This is a genomic window from Streptomyces erythrochromogenes, assembly GCF_036170895.1.
GTDB lineage: Bacteria > Actinomycetota > Actinomycetes > Streptomycetales > Streptomycetaceae > Streptomyces > Streptomyces erythrochromogenes.
Genome location: NZ_CP108036.1, coordinates 774,107 through 790,509, shown reverse-complemented (window position 1 = coordinate 790,509; position 16,403 = coordinate 774,107). Strand labels below are relative to the sequence as shown.

Sequence of the window (16,403 nt, the reverse complement as noted above, 5' to 3'; positions counted from 1 at the left end):
ACTGCTGGGTCGTCTCGACATCGAACGCCGATACCGATCGCCGCACGGCGGCACGGAGGAGTCACGATGCATTCCCGAGCTCCCGAAACACCGACGACGGGCCACACCGGCCGCTCCGCACCCCCCGGCCGCTCCGCACCCCCCGGCCGCTCCGCGCCCCCCGGCCCCTCCGCACCCCCCGGCCGCACCGACGACGCCGGCCGCACCGGCCCGCCGGGCCGGGCCGCCGCGCCCGCCCCCGGCACCCGGGCCCCCGAAACCCCGGCCCCCGGCACCGGGACCCCGGACACCCCGGCCCCCGAAATCCCGGCCTCCGACCCACCCGGCACCGCGCTCCCGGCGCGCTACTACACCGACCCCGCCATCGCCGCCGCCGAGAAACGGCACGTGTTCGGCGCGTCGTGGCAGCTCGTCTGCCACGAGTCCGACCTGCCGGACCCGGGATCCCGCCTCGCCGCCACCGTCGCGGACCGGGAGGTCGTGGTGGTCCGCACCGAGGACGGCGGCCTCGCCGCCCACCTCAACGTCTGCCGGCACCGCGGAACACGCCTGGTCACCAACCCCGAACCGGCCGGCAAGGCGATCCGCTGCCCCTACCACGGCTGGACGTACCGCCTCGACGGAAGCCTGGTCGGCGCCCCGGAAGCCCGGCAGATCCCCTGCCTCGACAAGCCGCGCCTCGGCCTGTTCCCGGCCCGCGTCGAGTCCTTCCTCGGCTTCGTCTTCGTCAACCTCGACCCCGGTGCCGTGCCGCTGGCGAAGAGCTGCGCGGGCCTCGCGGAGGCGGTCGGCCACTACGCCGGAGCCGACCTGGTCCCCGTCGGCCGGGCCCGAATCCACGACCTGGCCGGCGCCGAAGTGCAGCAGGCCAACTGGAAGGTGGCCGTCGACAACTACCTGGAGGGCTACCACGTCCCGGTGGCCCACCCCGGCCTGATGCGCCTGCTCGACTACCAGGGCTACACCTGCGAGATCGAGGAGTCCTACGCGCTGTTCGCCTCGCCGCTGCGCGACAAGCCGTCCTCGAACTGGGCCGAGCGCCTCTACCAGCGCATCGCCGCCCCCATGCCCGGCCTCGCCGAGGCCGACCGCCGCATCTGGCGGTACGCGGTCATCTACCCCAACACCCTCATCGACTTCTACCCCGACCACGTGCTGGCCTGGACGGCGCTGCCCACCGCGGTGGACCGCGTGGCCGTGCCCGGTGCGTTCTACACCCGCCGCGGCACCGGCCTGCGCACCCGGCTGGCCCGCCGCCTGAACATCCACATCGGCTGGATCACCAACGACGAGGACGCCGAGCTGGTCGCCCGCGTCCAGAAGGGGCTCTCCACACCCGGATTCGAGCCCGGACCCCTCTCGCGCCGCGAGTCGGCGGTGGGCTGGTTCGCCGGCCGCATCAGGTCCGACCTCGACACCCCCTAGACCGGGCCGGCCCGCGAATCCGGGCACGCCCGCCCTTCCGGCCGGCTTCGCCTCCGGCGCGCGATCGGCGGCACGGACGCCGCCCGCCGCCCGATCCGGCCCCGTGCCCACCGGCCGCACCGCCCCACCGCCCCACCGTCCGCACGGCGCCCGCGTACGGCCCGTACGACGACGGCACCGCCCGCACAGCGCCCCGCCCGACCGAGCCCCCCACCTCCCGCTCGTTCCCGCCGTCCCCCCGCGGCCCTACGGAGAGGACCCCATGTCCCCCGAGGCACTCCCCCCGACCAGACGCCAGTTCCTGCGCGTCGGCACCGCCGCCGCTCTCGCCCTCACGGCCGCCGGCTGCGGCTTCGCCTCCGAAGACGACCCGGCCGGCCGGGCCACCGCCGAAACCCCCGTCGACGCCAAGGTCGACGGCGACCTCGTCTACTTCAACTGGGCCGACTTCGTCGACCCGGCCGTCTTCGAAGGCTTCCAGAAGGAGTACGGCGTCAAGGTCGTCCAGTCGAACTACGACTCCATGGAGGGCATGGCCGCCAAGCTCAACGCCGGGAACCGCTACGACGTCATCTTCCCCACCGCGAAATGGGCGCAGCGCCTCGCGACCGGCGGCAGGCTGCGCAGGATCGACCACTCCAAACTGCGCAACGCCGAGCCGGTCTTCGGCGGGTACGGCTACTTCGCGGACCCCTGGTACGACCCGCGCTCGGCCCACACCGTGCCCTTCACCATGTACAAGACCGGCATCGGCTGGCGCCGGGACCGGCTCGGCGACCTGACGGGGTCCTGGCACGACCTGTGGAACGACAAGGCCAAGGGCAAGGTCTTCGTCCTCGACGACCGCGACGAGGTGCTCGGCCTGGGCGCGCTCAAGCTCGGCCTCGACCTCACCACCGGCGACCACGGCGATCTCGCCCGCGTCACCGACACCCTGCGCTCGCTCCGCCCCCGCCTGCGCGGATTCTCCAGCGACAGCTACAACAACCTGCTCAACGGCAACGCCGACATGACCCAGGCCTGGAGCGGCGACATGGCCGCCATGCTCGCCCAGGCCGAGGACCCGGCCGTCTTCGGGTTCGAAGTCGCCCGCGAGGGCGCCCCCGTCAACTCCGACTGCTACGCCATCCCCGCCAACGCGCAGCACCCCGGCACCGCGATGCTCTTCATCGACTACATGCTCCGCCCGGAGAACGTGAAGAAGAACATCGAGTACATCGGCTACCCGATGCCGGTCCGCGGCACCGAGGACACCTACGCCGCGCTCGTAGAGCCCTTCCCCCAGTGCCTGGTGACCGCAGACGACCTCAAGGCCGACCTCTTCTTCCGCAACGGCGACGCCCGGGCCGAACAGGCCCGCGACGCCGCCTGGACCGACGTGAAGGCCGGCTGACATGGCGCGTACGAACGGGACGCGGCCGCGGCTGTGGACCTGGCTCCTGCTCCCCGGCACCCTCTGGATGACCGGCTTCCTGGTCGCCTCCCTCCTCCTGGTGGCCACCCTCGCCCTCGGCACCACCGACCCCTCGGCAACCCGCGCTTCGGGTTCAACCCCGACAACCTCACCGCGCTCGCCGACCCGGCCTACCGCACCGTCCTGCTGCGCTCCCTCGGCTACGCGTTGATCACCTGTCTCATCTGCCTGGCCGTGGCCTACCCGGTCGCCTACGCCATCGCCCTGCGCGGCGGACGCTTCAAGAACCTGCTGATCGCCGCGATCGTCGTCCCGTTCTTCGCCAACTACCTGGTACGGATGTACGGCTGGTCCGTCGTCCTCTCCGACGACGGCACGAAGGTCCTCCAGACCGGCGCGGGGGTCGTCGCGGGACTCGTCTACGGCTTCGTCGTCTTCATGATCATCCCGCTGTACGCGGCGATGGAACGCATGGACACCTCGCTCATCGAGGCCGGCCGCGACCTCTACGGCGGCCCCCTGCGCACCTTCCTCTACGTCACCGTCCCCGCCACCCGACAGGGAGCGGCCGCCGGCTGCGTCCTCGTCTTCCTGCCCGCCATGGGCGACTTCGTCAGCGCCCAGCTCATGGGAGGACCCGACCAGATCATGATCGGCAACCTGATCCAGGACAAGTTCTTCCAGGGCCAGAACTGGCCGCTCGGCTCGGCCCTCACCATGCTCCTGATGGTCGTCCTGTTCCTCGGGATGCTCGGCTACCTGCGCCGCACCCGCAAGGACGAGGCGGAGGCGGCTCGATGAGCACCGGTAGCACGACGAGCACCCCGAGCACCGCGAACGCCCCGAGCACCGCGAACGCCCCGAGGGCCGCGAGCACTCCGAGTGCTCCGAAACGGCGGCGGCGCCGCCGCACGGCCGAGCGCAGGCCCCGCTTCGCCATCGCCGTCACCGCCGTCTTCTTCGCCCTCCTCTACCTCCCCGTCGGCGTCGTCGTCCTGTTCTCCTTCAACTCCCAGAAGTCCCTGACCGTCTTCGAGGACTTCAGCCTCCGCTGGTACACCGCGTTCCTCCAGGACGACGTCATCCTCGACTCGCTGGGCATGAGCCTGCAGGTCTCCCTCGTCGCCATGGCCGGCTCACTCGTCCTCGGCGTGGCCCTGGCCCTGGGCCTCGTACGCAGCCGGAGCCGCCTCCGCTCCTTCGCAGGCCTGGTCATGCTCGTCCCGCTCATCACCCCGGAGATCGTCACCGGCGTCGCGGCGATGCTCCTCTTCAAGGGCCTCGGCATCACCCTGTCCACCACCACCGTGATGCTCGCCGAGATCACCTTCTCCATCTCCTACGTGACGGTCATCCTCCGCTCCCGCATCGCCGCCCTGAACCCCGAGGTCGAGGAAGCCGCGATGGACCTCGGCGCCACCCGCCGGCAGGCACTGCGCCTGGTCACGCTGCCCGCACTGCTCCCCAGCATCCTCGCGTCCGCGGTACTGATCTTCGCCCTCGTCTTCGACGACTTCGTCCTCGCCTACTTCACCACCGGCGTCGACCCGCAGCCGCTGTCCGTGCGCATCTACTCGGCGATCCGGTTCGGCGTGCAGCCCACCATCAACGCCGTCGGCACCCTGATGCTCGCCGGATCCGTCGGCCTCATCGTCCTCGCCCTCGCCATACCGCGCCTGTTCGGACGCCGCGGCGGCCTCGACCTGCTCTCCGGGAAGTGACACCCATGCACCCGACCCCCGTGCACCCGACCCCCGCCGTCCGGCTCGACCACGTCAGCAAGCGGTACCCCGCCGCGGACGACGCCTACGCCGTGCACGACGTCGCACTCGACATCGCCCAGGGCGAGTTCTTCTCCCTCCTCGGCCCCTCCGGCTGCGGGAAGACCACCCTGCTGCGGATGATCGGCGGCTTCACCGACCCCACCGGGGGCAGCGTCCTGCTCGACGGCGAGGACGTCACCGGCCTGCCGCCCAACAAGCGCAACGTCAACACCGTCTTCCAGAGCTACGCCCTCTTCGACCACCTCTCGCTCGCCGACAACGTCGCCTTCGGCCTCAAGCGCAAGGGCGTCGGCCGCGCCGAGACACGCGAGCGGGTCACCGCCATGCTCGACCTCGTCCAGCTCGGACACCTCGCGGCCCGCAAGCCGCCCACCCTCTCCGGCGGCCAGAGGCAGCGCGTCGCCCTCGCCCGCGCCCTGGTCAACCGGCCCCAAGTGCTGCTGCTCGACGAGCCGCTGGCCGCCCTCGACCTCAAACTCCGCCGGCACATGCAGGTCGAGCTCAAGCAGATCCAGCGCGAGGTCGGCATCACCTTCGTCTTCGTCACCCACGACCAGGACGAGGCCCTCACCATGTCGGACCGGCTCGCCGTCATGAACGACGGCCGCGTCGAGCAGTGCGGAACCCCCGAGGACGTCTACGAGCGGCCCACCAGCAGCTTCACCGCCTCCTTCATGGGCACCTCCAACCTCGTCCCCGGCACCTACCGCTCCGGCCGCGTCGTCCTCGACGCCGGCCCCGAACTGCCCGTCGGCGACCGGCCGTCCGTCACCGACGGCAGCAGCGTGAGCCTGTCGATCCGCCCCGAGAAGATCTGGCTGTCCGACCTCGAACCCGACATGGCTCGGGTCGGCGGCGTCGTCCGGGAGACCGTCTACTGCGGCCCGACCACCACCTACCTCATCGAACTGGCTCCCGGCGTCACGGTGTCCGTACTGGAGCAGAACACCGTCCGCTCCCGCATGGAGGACCGCTGGAGCGGCGGCGAGCACGTCGAGATCGGCTGGAAGCCCGAACACTGCCTGGTCCTCGACCGATGACGGCCCCCGACCGGAGGAACACCCCATGAACCACGACGTCATCGTGCTCGGCGCCGGCCTGGCCGGCCTCGCCGCCGCACGCGACCTCGCCGCCGGCGGAGCCGACGTCCTCGTCGTCGAGGCCCGCGACCGGGTCGGCGGACGCGTCGAGCAGACCGAACTCCCCGACGGACGGCTGGTCCAGCTCGGCGGAGAGGTCGTCGGCCGCGCCCACACCGCGTACACGACCCTGGCGGCCGAACTCGGCCTCACCCTCGTCCCCAGCTACGTCGCCGAACCGGGCGCCCTCACCCGCGCCACCCCCGAAGGGGTCTGCGAGGGCGAGGCGCCCCACTGGTTCGGCCCCGGCGACGACACCTGCCACCGCAAGGTCACCGCCGCCTTCTGCGCCCTCGCCCGGACCGTCGACCCCGTCGACCCCTGGGCCCACCCCGACGCCGCCGCCCTCGACGGGTTCTCCGTCGGCGACTGGCTGCGCGCCGAGGGTGCGACCCCCGCCGTCGTCCGCCTCTGGGAGATCGGCCAGCTCGCCCTCGCCGACGGCTCCTACGAGCGCACCTCCCTGCTCGCCGCCCTGCGCAAGCACGCCGCCGTACCGGCCACCGGAACCGGCACCGGCCCGGACCACTACGACTACGAGGCCTGGGAGGGCCTGCGGGTGGCCGAGGGCTCCGCGACGGTCGCCCTGCGCATGGCAGCCGGCCTCGGCGGCCGGATCCGCACCGGCTCGCCCGTCGAGGCCGTCACGATCCGCCGCCCCGGCCACTGCACCGTACGGCTGACCGGCGGCGAGACCCTCACCGCCGGCGCGGTCGTCAGCGCCCTTCCCGTCGGCCCGCTCCGCTCGGTCACCGTCACCGGCGTCTCCGAGGAACGGCTCACCTCCCTGCACCGCCAACGCCACGCCCTCGCCGCCAAGTTCGTCGCCACCTACGCCCGGCCGTTCTGGCGGGACCGGGGCCGCAGCGGCCTCTCCGAATGCGAAGGGGTCCTCGGCAGCACCTGGCCGCAGAGCGACGGCGTCCTCTCCGCCCTCGTCCCGCCCGAGAGGCTCGCCGTCCTGCTCGGCACACCCACCGCGCTGCGCACCGGTGAACTCCTCGCCGACATCGCACGCCTCTACGGCGAAGAAGCGCACCGCCCGCTCGCCACCCACATCCGGATGTGGGGCACCGATCCGTGGACCCAGGGGTACGTCACCCAGTGGACACCCGGCGACGTCACGGCCGTCGGCCCCCGCCACGGCACCCATGAACCGCCCTTCTACGTCTGCGGATCCGACCAGTGGGTGGCCGGCTACATGGAGGGCGCCGTACGCACCGGACGCGCCGCGGCCCGAGAGGCGCTCCGCCGTGGCTGACACCGACACCGACACCGCCATCGTGCTCAACCACATCGCGGGCGCGGACCGGCCCGCCGCCGGCGGCGAGACGATGGAGCTGATCGACCCAGCCACCGGCCGGGTCCACCGCCGCGCCCCGCGCTCCGGCCGAGCCGACACCGACGCCGCCTGCGCGGCCGCCGCTGCGGCGTACGCGCACTGGTCCACGACCACCCCCGCCATACGGCAACGCGCCCTGCTCGGCATCGCCGACGCCATCGAGGAGCACGCCGAGGCCCTCGTCGCCGCCGAGACCGGCGACACGGGCAAACCGGCCCGCCTGTTCAGGACCGAGGAACTGCCCGCCATCGTCGACAGCGTCCGCTTCTTCGCGGGCGCCGCCCGCAACCTGCCGGGCGCCGCCGCCGGCGAGTACACCGAAGGCCGCACCTCCCTCCTGCGCCGCGAACCGGTCGGGGTCTGCGCCCAGATCACCCCGTGGAACTACCCGCTGATGATGGCCGTGTGGAAGATCGCCCCGGCGATCGCCGCGGGCAACACGACCGTGCTCAAGCCCGCCGACACCACACCCACGTCGACCGCGCTCCTCGCCCGCATCGCAGCCGGGCACCTGCCGCCCGGCGTGCTCAACGTGGTCTGCGGTGACCGCGACACTGGCCGCGATCTCGTCGCCCACCGCGACGTCGCGCTCGTCGCGGTCACCGGCAGCGTGCGGGCGGGCCGGCAGATCGCGGCGGCCGCGGCCGTCGACCTCAAACGCGTCCACCTGGAGCTCGGCGGGAACGCCCCGGTGCTCATCCACGACGACGTGGACGTCGAGGCCACCGCCGAAGCCCTCGCCGCCGTCGCCTACTACAACGCCGGCCAGGACTGCACCGCGCCCACCCGCTTCCTGGTGCACCACCGGATCCACGACGCGTTCCTGGCCGCCTTCGCGGAGCGGACGCGCGCCCTGCGCACCGGCGGCCCGGACGAGCCGGACGCCGACTTCGGCCCCCTCAACAACGCCGCGCAGCTGGCCTCGGTACGGGAGCTGCTCGGCCGGCTGCCGGACCGCGCCGAGATCCTCGCCGGCGGCGCCCACCTGCCGGGGCCCGGCTTCTTCCACGAGCCCACCCTCGTCGCGGGCGTGCGCCAGGGCGACGAGATCGTGCAGGAGGAGATCTTCGGTCCCGTCGTGACCGTCCAGTCCTTCACCGACGAGGAGGAGGCCCTGGAACTGGCCGACGGCGTCCGGCACGGACTCGCCGCCAGCGTGTGGACCACCGACCACGACCGGGCGATGCGGGCGACCCGGGCCCTGCACACCGGCATCGTCTGGGTGAACACCCACGGCACCACCGTCTCCGAGATGCCGCACGGCGGGGTCAAGGACTCGGGCTACGGCAGCGACCTGTCCATGGCGGGCCTCCTGGACTACACCCGGGTCAAGCACGTCATGCTGTGAGCCCGCCAGCACCCTCCGCCCGGTCAGCCGTTCAGGGAGGCCATCAGCTCGGGTGCGTAACGGTCGCCCGAGGCCACGCCGTGCGGTGCGACGGCGTCGATCGCGGCCAGTTCGGCCGGGGTGATCGTCACGCCGGTGGCGGCGAGGTTCTCCTCCAGGTAGGTGCGGCGCTTGGTGCCCGGGATGGGCACCGCGCCCTGGTGCAGGGTCCAGGCCAGGGCGAGCTGCGAGGGCGTCACGCCCTTCTCGGCGGCGAGCCGGCGGACCTGGTCCACGACGGCCAGGTTCCGCCGGAAGTTCTCGCCCTGGAAGCGCGGGTCGGTGCGGCGGAAGTCGTCCGCCGCGAAGTCGTCGGGGCTGGTGATGGCGCCGGAGAGGAACCCGCGGCCGAGCGGGGAGTAGGCGACGAGCCCGATCCCCAGTTCGCGGAGGGTGTCGAGGACGCCGTCGTGCTCGATGCCGCGCTCGAAGAGGCTGTACTCGGTCTGTACGGCGGCCAGCGGGTGCACGGCGTGGGCGCGGGCGATCGTGGCGGGGGAGACCTCGCACAGGCCGATGTGGCGGACCTTGCCGGCCTCGACCAGCCCGGCCAGCGCGCCCAGGCTCTCCTCGATCGGCACGTTCGGGTCGACGCGGTGCAGGTAGTAGAGGTCGATGTGGTCGGTGCCCAGGTGGCGCAGGGAGCGGTCGGCCGACCGGCGGATGTACTCGGGTGTTCCGTTGTGGCCGAGGAAAGCGCCCTCGTCGGTGAACTCGACCCCGGTCTTCGTGGCCACGACGGCGGCCTCGCGGCGCCCGGCCAGGGCCTTGCCGAGCAGCTGCTCGTTGCGGAAGGGCCCGTAGCCCTCGGCGGTGTCCAGAAGGGTGACGCCGAGCTCCAGGGCGCGGTCGATCGTGGCGAGGGACTCGGTCTCGTCGGTGGCGCCGTAGTGGGCGCTCATGCCCATCAGCCCGAGGCCCTCGGCCCCGACCTCGAGTCCCTGGCGGCCCAGTGCGCGCATCTCCATGGTGTGCTCCTCGAAAGAAAGTAACTAACCGGATAGATAGAGTCTGCGACGCGTCGGTGTCCGTTGTCAATAACCAGATAGTTACTTGCTAGGCTGCGGGCCATGGCACGGGATTCCAACGCGACCAAGGCGCGCCTGCTCGACGCGGCCTTCTCCGAGTTCGCGGCGTACGGCATCGCCGGTGCGCGCGTCGACCGCATCGCCGAGACCGCGCAGGCGAACAAGCGGCTCATCTACGTCTACTACGGCAACAAGGAGCAGCTCTTCGACGCCGTGCTCCAGCGGGCCCTGGAGACGGGATCGGAATCCGTCCCCTTCGACGCCGACGACCTGCCCGGCTACGCGGGAGCCGTCTTCGACCACCTCGTCGAGCGGCCCGAGCTGATGCGCCTCGTGCTGTGGAAGCAACTGGAACGCCCCGGGTCCACGGGGGCGGAAGCCGAGTCCTACGCGGGCAAGATCGCGGCCGTGCGGCAGGCGCAGGAAGCGGGCCGGATCGACGCGGGCATCGCCCCCGCGGACGTGCTGACGCTGGTCATCGGCCTGTCACAGGCCTGGTTCGGGGCGGTGGGCGGCCCGGCGGCGGGAGCCGAGGGCGCCGGCTGGGCCGCCGAGCGGCTCGCCGGCCACCGGGCGGCCGTGGTGGAGTCCGTACGCCGGATCACCGCGCCCCGGGCCGCCTGACGCCCGACGCCTGACCTCCGCCGTCAGCGGTGCGGTCCGGCGAACTCCGTCGGCGTCCGCTCGTACCGCCCGCCGAAGCCCACGCGGACGGCGTCTTTGAACGGGAACTCCGACGGGGCCCCTGCCACCGCTCTTCCGGCGCATGCCGTTCCACGTGCACGGTGGCCAGGCCGAAGGCCGGGGGCGGCCTGAGCCCGGGCGGCAGGCCGTCCGGCGGGAGCGTGGGCCCCGGCGTCCGGCCACCCCCCCCCGCGCAGCACCCGTACGGCCGGGCCTCCTCGGCACCGCGTGCACGGACCTTGGTGACGCCGCCGGTGCGGACCGCCGACGAGGCCGTGGCCGTACTGCGCAGGCCGCGTCCCCCGATCCCGCCGCCCGACCCCGCCGGCTACAGCGACTGCACCCCGTTCTAGGTCCTGTCGTCAAAGTAGCCGCGGGCCAGGCGGGACTTTGACGACAGGACCCAGGGGTGTCTTGGCCTGCGCTCAGCAGCCCGGTCGCGAGAGCAGTTCGGCCACCTGGCGGGCGGTCTTCTCGCCCGCCCGCTGCTTGATCAGGCCCTCCTTGGCGGCGCCGCGGACGCGGACCGCGGTGGCCTGCGGTCCGGCGCCCGTCAGCGTCACGGTGACCAGGACCGGGTTCATGTTGCCGAACCCGCCGCCGACGAGGGCCCGTACGACCCGGGCCCCGGCGGGGGGTTCCGCGCCCGCGGTCCGCACCGGGGTGCCCAGGCGCAGGAGGACGTCGGCCGCGCGGGCCGCGGCCTCGCTCGGCGACAGGCCGAGCGACAGCTCGACCTCGTGCACGTTCTTCTTCAGCCGCCGCGCCGCGAACGCCGCACCGCGGCGTCCGCCGGAGCCGCCGCCGGTGGCGCCCACCGCGCCCAGCGCCTGCGCCAGTATCAGGTCTTCGTCGTCCGTCACGGCGACAGCGTACGCGGTCACCCTGACACGGGCCCCGCGCGCTGAGCAGCGCGCTGACAACCTGCCTTGTGGGTGCGGAAGTTGACGGCCCTCAGCGGCCTTGGCGGAAAGTGCGCGGCACGTGTGTCCGAAACCGCCGAGGCAGTGGTCAAACACGCCTCAGCTCAAGATCACCGAATCGAGGTAATCCCTACCTCTTCCCAGGGGGGATCCGGTTCGCCGGCCGTTAGTGTGCTTCCGGATCTAGAGGGATTGCCCGGGTATTCACCCTATTTTTCTTCTTTCACTGGTGACGTGCACACGCATGCGCTGATCACCGCCCGCACGAAGGAGAGCCCTGCGCGATGACCGTGGACACCAGCCCAGAGGCGCAGCTGGAGCCGACCCAGCAGACCAGTCTGGGCACGGCGGCCGCCCGCAACCTTGCCACCACGACCAAGTCCGCCCCGCAGATGCAGGAGATCACCTCCCGGTGGCTGCTGAGGACGCTCCCCTGGGTGGAGACCAAGGGCGGCACCTACCGTGTCAACCGCCGCCTGACCTACACCGTCGGTGACGGCCGCATCGAGTTCGTCCAGGACGGGGCCGACGTCCGGGTGATCCCGCGCGAACTCGGCGAACTCGCCCTGCTGCGCGGCTTCGAGGACGAGCAGGTGCTGGTCACGCTCGCCGACCGGTGCGTCCAGCGCGACTTCCGCGCCGGCGAGGTGCTGGTCGAGCGCGGGGCCGCCGCCGATCGGATCCACCTGATCGCGCACGGCCGCATCAGCCAGACCTCGGTCGGCAAGTACGGCGACGCGATCGCCGTCGCGGTGCTGGCCGACGGCGACCGGTTCGGCGAGAACGCGCTGCTGGACGCCGACGCGACCGCCGACTACACGGCCACGGCCGAGACCTCCGGCACCCTGCTCACCCTCTCCCGCGCCGACTTCTCCGCCGTCCTCGACGCGGCACCGAACCTCCGGGCCCACGTCGAGCAGTTCGGCTCGCTCCCGCACCAGCGGCAGAACAAGCACGGCGAGGCCGAGATCGCCATGTCCGCCGGCCACACCGGCGAGGCCGCGCTCCCCGGCACCTTCGTCGACTACGAGCTCAAGCCGCGCGAGTACGAACTCTCCATCGCCCAGACCGTGCTCCGGGTCCACACGCGCGTCGCCGACCTTTACAACGGGCCGCACAACCAGACCGAGGAACAGCTCAGGCTCACCATCGAGGCGCTGCGCGAGCGCCAGGAGTACGAGCTCGTCAACAACAGGGAGTTCGGTCTCCTCCACAACGCCGACTTCAAGCAGCGCATCCAGACCCACTCCGGCCCGCCCACCCCGGACGACATGGACGAACTGCTCTGCCGCCGCCGCGGCACCAAGTTCTTCTTCGCCCACCCCAAGACCATCGCGGCGATCGGGCGCGAGTTCAACGCCCGCGGGCTCTACCCGGACCACGTCGACCTCGGCGGCCAGCAGGTGCCGGCCTGGCGCGGGGTCCCGATCCTGCCCTGCAGCAAGATCCCCATCAGCAAGGAGAACACCAGCTCCATCCTCGCGATGCGCACGGGCGAGGACAATCAGGGCGTCATCGGCCTGCACCAGACCGGGCTGCCGGAGGAGTACGAGCCGGGCCTGTCCGTGCGCTTCATGGGCATCAGCGAGCAGGCGATCATCTCGTACCTGGTCACCACCTACTACTCCGCCGCCATCCTGGTGCCCGACGCGCTCGGCGTGATGGAGAACGTCCAGATCGGCCGCCGGCGCGACTGACGGCCCGGCCGTCATCAGACCGGACCCTCCCGGGCCGGCCGAACGTGCCCGGGAGGGTCCGGCACAGCCCACCCCCATCACCTAGGAGCCACGGATGCCCGTTCCCGGGCCTTCCCCTGCGCAGTCGAGCCCGCCTGCCGCCGCGGCCCGCTTCGGGACCCACGGTCACGGCCGCGGTGCCGACGCCGTCACCGGAGGCAAGCCCGCGCTGCCGACCGGGCCGGCGCTGCCCTTCGGGCCGGCGGCCCGGCCCTCCCACCCCGCTTCCGCTCCCGAGGCATCGCCCGTACCGGTCGAAGGACCGGGTGGCGACGCGGTCGCCGAGCCGGTGCGGGAGGCCGCCGCCGCGACGGCGACACCGAACCCCGCCCTGGAGCGGATCATGCGCGGCCCCAGCGGCGTGGGCACGGAGGGGCTGTTCTTCACCCCGCGCCAGGCACTGCCCGCCGCGCCGCCGGCGGCCCCGGACGTGCCCGCGCCCCGGCCCGCGGCAGGGGGCAGGCCGATCCCCGGCCTCTACCACCACCCGGTCCCGGAGCCCGACCCCGCCCGCGTGGAGGAGGTCAGCCGCCGGATCAAGCGCTGGGCGGTGGACGAGGTGGAGGCTTACCCGCCGGAGTGGGAGGACCAGTTCGACGGCTTCTCCGTGGGCCGCTACATGGTCGCCTGCCACCCGGACGCCCCGACCGTCGACCACCTCATGATCGCCACCCGGCTGATGGTCGCCGAGAACGTGGTCGACGACTGCTACTGCGAGGACCACGGCGGTTCGCCGGTCGGACTAGGAGGAAGGCTTCTGCTGGCGCACACCGCACTGGACCCGGTCCACACGACCGCGGAGTACCAGTCGGAGTGGGCCCGGTCGCTCCTCTCGGACGCGCCGCGGCGCTCCTACCGCTCGGCCATGGAGTACTTCACCCGGGCGGCGACCCCGTCGCAGGCCGACCGGTACCGGCACGACATGGCCCGGCTGCACATGGGGTACCTCGCCGAGGCGGCCTGGGCCGAGACCGCGTACGTCCCGGAAGTCTCCGAGTACCTGGCGATGCGCCAGTTCAACAACTTCCGCCCCTGCCCCACCATCACAGACACCGTGGGCGGCTACGAACTCCCGGCCGATCTGCACGCCATGCCCGCCATGCAGCGGGTCATCGCACTGGCCGGCAACGCCACCACCATCTCCAACGACCTGTACTCGTACACGAAGGAACTCGACAGCCCCGGCCTGCACCTGAACCTGCCGGTGGTCATCGCAGCACGAGAGGGCCTCTCCGACAAGGAGGCCTACCTGAAGGCGATCGAGATCCACAACGACCTCATGCACGCCTTCGAGGCCGCGGCCGCGGAACTGGCCGTGTCCTGCCCCGATCCACGCGTGGTGCGCTTCCTGCGGGGCGTGGCCGTCTGGGTCGACGGCAACCACTACTGGCACCAGAGCAACACCTACCGCTACAGCCTGCCCGACTTCTGGTAAGGATGGATTTATCTGTGACCAGCACCGATTTCACCGTTGCCGCCCCCACTTCCGCCTTCATCCCCGCCCCGGCAACGCCCTACCAGGGCGACATCGCCCGCTACTGGGACCACGAGGCCCGGCCGGTGAACCTGCGCCTCGGGGATGTCGACGGTCTGTACCACCACCACTACGGCATCGGTGACGTCGACCACGCGGCCCTCGGGGACACCGAGGACAGCGCATACGAGAAGAAGCTCATCGCCGAGCTCCACCGCCTGGAGTCCGCGCAGGCGGACGTCCTGCTGCACCACCTCGGCTCCATCGGGCGCGACGACACGCTCGTGGACGCCGGCTGCGGCCGCGGCGGCTCGATGGTCATGGCCCACCAGCGGTTCGGATGCAAGGTCGAGGGTGTCACGCTGTCGGCCAAGCAGGCCGACTTCGCGAACCAGCGCGCCCGCGAGCTGGGCATCGAGGACTCCGTCCGCGCCCGCGTCTGCAACATGCTCAACACGCCGTTCGAGACCGGGCAGGCCGCCGCCTCCTGGAACAACGAGTCGAGCATGTACGTCGACCTGCACGACCTGTTCGCCGAGCACTCCCGCGTCCTCGCGGTCGGCGGCCGCTACGTGACCATCACCGGTTGCTGGAACCCGCGTTACGGCCAGCCCTCGAAGTGGGTCTCCCAGATCAACGCGCACTTCGAATGCAACATCCACTCCCGCCGGGAGTACATGCGGGCCATGGCCGACAACCGTCTCGTGCCGCAGGCCGTGATCGACCTGACCCCCGAGACCCTGCCCTACTGGGAGCTGCGCGCCACGTCCTCCCTCGTCACGGGCATCGAGGAGGCGTTCATCAACTCCTACAAGGACGGCTCCTTCCAGTACGTCCTGATCGCGGCCGACCGCGTCTGACGCCGGAGCGAGGGGGCCGGGCCCGTGACGACGGGTCCGGCCCTCGGCGTGCTGCCCCGGTCAGGTCCAGGCCAAACTCGCCGCGTGGCATCCCGACCGCCCTCCGTCCCCGTCCGCGGCGAGGGCCTTGCCGATCACCGGGCCGGTCCCGGTCCGGGATTGTCCTGTACCGGCCAAACTGACAAGAGATCGATCCGCTCTCGCGCTACTGTGCGCCCGTGAGTCTTCATGTGGTCGTGGGTTTCGGACCCGCAGGCGCCGCCACCGCCCGTTTGCTGGCAGAGCAGGGACATTCCGTACGGGTCGTCACCAGGGCGGGCAGAAGCCCGGAACCGGGGATCGAGCACATCGCTCTCGACGCGACGGACCGGGAGCAGTTGACCGCCGTCGCCCAGGGCGCGGCGGCGATCCACCACTGTGCCGCGCCGCCCTACCACCGCTGGGTGTGCGAGTGGCCCCCGCTCGTCGCCTCGGTCTGCGCCGCGGCCGAGGACACCGGCGCCGTCCTGGTCATGCTGGGCAACCTCTACGGCTACGGGCCGGTGGACGGCCCCATGACCGAGGAGCTGCCGCTCGCGGCGGCCGGCCCCAAGGGCCGCGTCCGCGCCGCCGCCTGGGAACAGGTGCGGACACTGAACGAGCAGGGCCGCATCAAGGCGGTCGAGGTGCGCGCCGGCGACTTCTTCGGTCCGGGCGTCACCGACGGCGGCCACCTCGCCGGACGGGTCGTACCGGCGCTGCTGCGCGGCAAGCCCGTCTCCGCACTGGGGGACCCGGACGCCCCGCACAGCTGGACCTACCTCCCCGACGTGGCCGCGGCGATGGCCGAGGTCGCGGGCGAGGAGCGGGCCTGGGGCCGTCCCTGGCACGTCCCGACCGAACCCGCCCGGTCCGTCCGGGAGATGGCCGACCGGCTCGCCGCGGAGGCCGGAACCGGGCCCGCGGTGGTGCGCAGGATCCCGCCCGCCGTACTGGGCCTCGCGGGGCTCTTCTCCCCGCTGCTGCGCGAACTGAAGGAGATCCGCTACCAGTTCGACCGTCCCTTCGTCGTCGATACGAGTGCCTACGAGGCGGCCTTCGCGGTGCGCGCCACTCCCGTCGACGAACAGGTCAAGGCCACCCTCGACTGGTGGCGTGCGCGACCGACCACCCGGTGAACTCCGTGACAGGGGCGCAAACCCCGGGGGAGCACGAGCCGATAGCCGTC

The 16,403-nt window shown here is 72.2% G+C and carries 14 protein-coding genes; 12 read left to right on the top strand and 2 right to left on the bottom strand.

The window, feature by feature from the left end:
- The first annotated feature begins 66 nt into the window (after positions 1 to 66).
- The 7 genes from OHA91_RS03800 (at position 67) to OHA91_RS03770 (ending at position 8,452) form a co-directional block, all read left to right on the top strand.
- Positions 67 to 1,425 carry an aromatic ring-hydroxylating oxygenase subunit alpha gene (locus OHA91_RS03800; protein WP_328738575.1) on the top strand — a complete coding sequence of 453 codons (1,359 nt, stop codon included), beginning with the start codon at positions 67 to 69 and terminating at the stop codon, positions 1,423 to 1,425.
- 262 nt (positions 1,426 to 1,687) lie between these two features.
- Positions 1,688 to 2,818 carry a polyamine ABC transporter substrate-binding protein gene (locus tag OHA91_RS03795; protein WP_328738574.1) on the top strand — a complete coding sequence of 377 codons (1,131 nt, stop codon included), beginning with the start codon at positions 1,688 to 1,690 and terminating at the stop codon, positions 2,816 to 2,818.
- A gap of 33 nt (positions 2,819 to 2,851) precedes the next feature.
- The gene (locus OHA91_RS03790) at positions 2,852 to 3,640 is read left to right on the top strand and encodes an ABC transporter permease (RefSeq protein ID WP_328738573.1); all 789 of its coding nucleotides are present in this window, start codon (positions 2,852 to 2,854) and stop codon (positions 3,638 to 3,640) included.
- The gene (locus tag OHA91_RS03785) at positions 3,637 to 4,560 is read left to right on the top strand and encodes an ABC transporter permease (RefSeq protein ID WP_328738572.1); all 924 of its coding nucleotides are present in this window, start codon (positions 3,637 to 3,639) and stop codon (positions 4,558 to 4,560) included. Before OHA91_RS03790 ends, OHA91_RS03785 begins: the two co-directional genes overlap by 4 nt.
- A 5-nt stretch (positions 4,561 to 4,565) precedes the next feature.
- Positions 4,566 to 5,663 carry an ABC transporter ATP-binding protein gene (locus tag OHA91_RS03780; RefSeq protein WP_266495435.1) on the top strand — a complete coding sequence of 366 codons (1,098 nt, stop codon included), beginning with the start codon at positions 4,566 to 4,568 and terminating at the stop codon, positions 5,661 to 5,663.
- Positions 5,664 to 5,688: 25 nt separating this feature from the next.
- Positions 5,689 to 7,023, top strand: a complete 1,335-nt coding sequence (locus OHA91_RS03775) for a flavin monoamine oxidase family protein (protein ID WP_328738571.1) — start codon at positions 5,689 to 5,691, stop codon at positions 7,021 to 7,023.
- On the top strand, positions 7,016 to 8,452 hold the full coding sequence (locus OHA91_RS03770) for an aminobutyraldehyde dehydrogenase (RefSeq protein WP_328738570.1): 1,437 nt from the start codon (positions 7,016 to 7,018) through the stop codon (positions 8,450 to 8,452). Before OHA91_RS03775 ends, OHA91_RS03770 begins: the two co-directional genes overlap by 8 nt.
- Positions 8,453 to 8,475: 23 nt before the next feature.
- On the opposite strand, the gene OHA91_RS03765 is transcribed toward OHA91_RS03770, so the two are convergent.
- Positions 8,476 to 9,459, bottom strand: a complete 984-nt coding sequence (locus OHA91_RS03765; protein WP_328738569.1) for an aldo/keto reductase — start codon at positions 9,457 to 9,459, stop codon at positions 8,476 to 8,478.
- 102 nt (positions 9,460 to 9,561) lie between these two features.
- Between OHA91_RS03765 and OHA91_RS03760 the strand changes: the two genes are divergently transcribed.
- On the top strand, positions 9,562 to 10,143 hold the full coding sequence (locus OHA91_RS03760; RefSeq protein WP_328738568.1) for a TetR family transcriptional regulator: 582 nt from the start codon (positions 9,562 to 9,564) through the stop codon (positions 10,141 to 10,143).
- A 485-nt stretch (positions 10,144 to 10,628) separates the two neighbouring features.
- On the opposite strand, the gene OHA91_RS03755 is transcribed toward OHA91_RS03760, so the two are convergent.
- Positions 10,629 to 11,066, bottom strand: a complete 438-nt coding sequence (locus tag OHA91_RS03755) for a hypothetical protein (RefSeq protein WP_266495448.1) — start codon at positions 11,064 to 11,066, stop codon at positions 10,629 to 10,631.
- A gap of 344 nt (positions 11,067 to 11,410) precedes the next feature.
- Between OHA91_RS03755 and OHA91_RS03750 the strand changes: the two genes are divergently transcribed.
- From OHA91_RS03750 to OHA91_RS03735, 4 genes are all read left to right on the top strand, one after another.
- The gene (locus OHA91_RS03750; RefSeq protein WP_266495450.1) at positions 11,411 to 12,823 is read left to right on the top strand and encodes a family 2B encapsulin nanocompartment shell protein; all 1,413 of its coding nucleotides are present in this window, start codon (positions 11,411 to 11,413) and stop codon (positions 12,821 to 12,823) included.
- Between the two features lie 94 nt (positions 12,824 to 12,917).
- A complete protein-coding gene (locus OHA91_RS03745) occupies positions 12,918 to 14,297 on the top strand; it encodes a family 2 encapsulin nanocompartment cargo protein terpene cyclase (RefSeq protein ID WP_266495452.1) in 1,380 nt (459 codons plus the stop codon).
- A gap of 2 nt (positions 14,298 to 14,299) precedes the next feature.
- A complete protein-coding gene (locus tag OHA91_RS03740; protein ID WP_266495454.1) occupies positions 14,300 to 15,196 on the top strand; it encodes a geranyl diphosphate 2-C-methyltransferase in 897 nt (298 codons plus the stop codon).
- Positions 15,197 to 15,414: 218 nt separating this feature from the next.
- On the top strand, positions 15,415 to 16,353 hold the full coding sequence (locus OHA91_RS03735; RefSeq protein ID WP_328738567.1) for an NAD-dependent epimerase/dehydratase family protein: 939 nt from the start codon (positions 15,415 to 15,417) through the stop codon (positions 16,351 to 16,353).
- Positions 16,354 to 16,403 lie beyond the last annotated feature (50 nt).

Coding starts and splice junctions, on each gene's coding strand:
- OHA91_RS03800 (WP_328738575.1), top strand. CDS start 67: ATGCATTCCCGAGCTCCCGAAACACCGACGACGGGCCACACCGGCCGC.
- OHA91_RS03795 (WP_328738574.1), top strand. CDS start 1,688: ATGTCCCCCGAGGCACTCCCCCCGACCAGACGCCAGTTCCTGCGCGTC.
- OHA91_RS03785 (WP_328738572.1), top strand. CDS start 3,637: ATGAGCACCGGTAGCACGACGAGCACCCCGAGCACCGCGAACGCCCCG.
- OHA91_RS03780 (WP_266495435.1), top strand. CDS start 4,566: ATGCACCCGACCCCCGTGCACCCGACCCCCGCCGTCCGGCTCGACCAC.
- OHA91_RS03775 (WP_328738571.1), top strand. CDS start 5,689: ATGAACCACGACGTCATCGTGCTCGGCGCCGGCCTGGCCGGCCTCGCC.
- OHA91_RS03765 (WP_328738569.1), bottom strand. CDS start 9,459: ATGGAGATGCGCGCACTGGGCCGCCAGGGACTCGAGGTCGGGGCCGAG.
- OHA91_RS03760 (WP_328738568.1), top strand. CDS start 9,562: ATGGCACGGGATTCCAACGCGACCAAGGCGCGCCTGCTCGACGCGGCC.
- OHA91_RS03750 (WP_266495450.1), top strand. CDS start 11,411: ATGACCGTGGACACCAGCCCAGAGGCGCAGCTGGAGCCGACCCAGCAG.
- OHA91_RS03745 (WP_266495452.1), top strand. CDS start 12,918: ATGCCCGTTCCCGGGCCTTCCCCTGCGCAGTCGAGCCCGCCTGCCGCC.
- OHA91_RS03740 (WP_266495454.1), top strand. CDS start 14,300: ATGGATTTATCTGTGACCAGCACCGATTTCACCGTTGCCGCCCCCACT.